This is a genomic window from Flavobacterium maritimum (assembly GCF_040049085.1).
In the GTDB taxonomy this organism is placed as follows: Bacteria; Bacteroidota; Bacteroidia; order Flavobacteriales; family Flavobacteriaceae; genus Flavobacterium; species Flavobacterium maritimum.
In genome coordinates this window covers 1-611 of record NZ_JBDLZY010000026.1, presented here as the reverse complement: position 1 = coordinate 611, position 611 = coordinate 1, and the positions used below count along the sequence as shown (strand labels likewise).

Genomic DNA, 611 nt, shown 5'->3' with positions numbered 1-611 from the left:
AAGACATATCCCAACAGGAAGCTACGAATATTGGATATAGAGATTACAATGATATAGGCTGGTTTCAGGGGATCTTTAAATCTTTCGGAGATGCTCCGGGAGGATTCAGCGAAGAAATAAAAGAAGTGACTTACAGTGTGGCTGCAGAATATATGTATCAGGATTCCTTTGCAATGCGTTTAGGATATTATCATGAGAGCCCTGAAAAAGGAGCAAAACAATTTTTCTCTTTAGGAGCAGGATTTAAATACAACATTATGAAAATTGATGTTTCTTATTTATTCTCGGCATCAAAAATCAAAAATCCGCTTGAAAACACACTTCGTTTCTCTTTAACATTTAACTTTGGAGACAAATACGAGACTTATTAACAGATTACATTCAAATAAAATAATTCAATCCAAATTCCGGCATTTTAGGAATTTGGATTTTTTTTCCCTAAAAAACAAATGAGAGAAATCAACATAACAACTTCATTTACGATATTCGACAGTTTAAATGAACTTCCCGGCGAAATTCAGGAATTAATGAATCAGGCAGTCGAAGTCAGAAAAAAAGCATATGCTCCATATTCAAAATTCAGGGTTGGCGCCGCTTTACTCTTAGATAAC

General features: G+C 34.4%; 1 protein-coding gene and 1 pseudogene. Both read left to right on the top strand.

Annotated features, from left to right (window positions below):
- Positions 1 to 371: PorV/PorQ family protein (locus ABEB23_RS18115; RefSeq protein ID WP_348814125.1), on the top strand; the 371-nt coding region annotated here is incomplete at its 5' end.
- Positions 372 to 449: 78 nt separating this feature from the next.
- Positions 450 to 611, top strand: a pseudogene (locus ABEB23_RS18110) (cytidine deaminase); the annotation flags it as partial.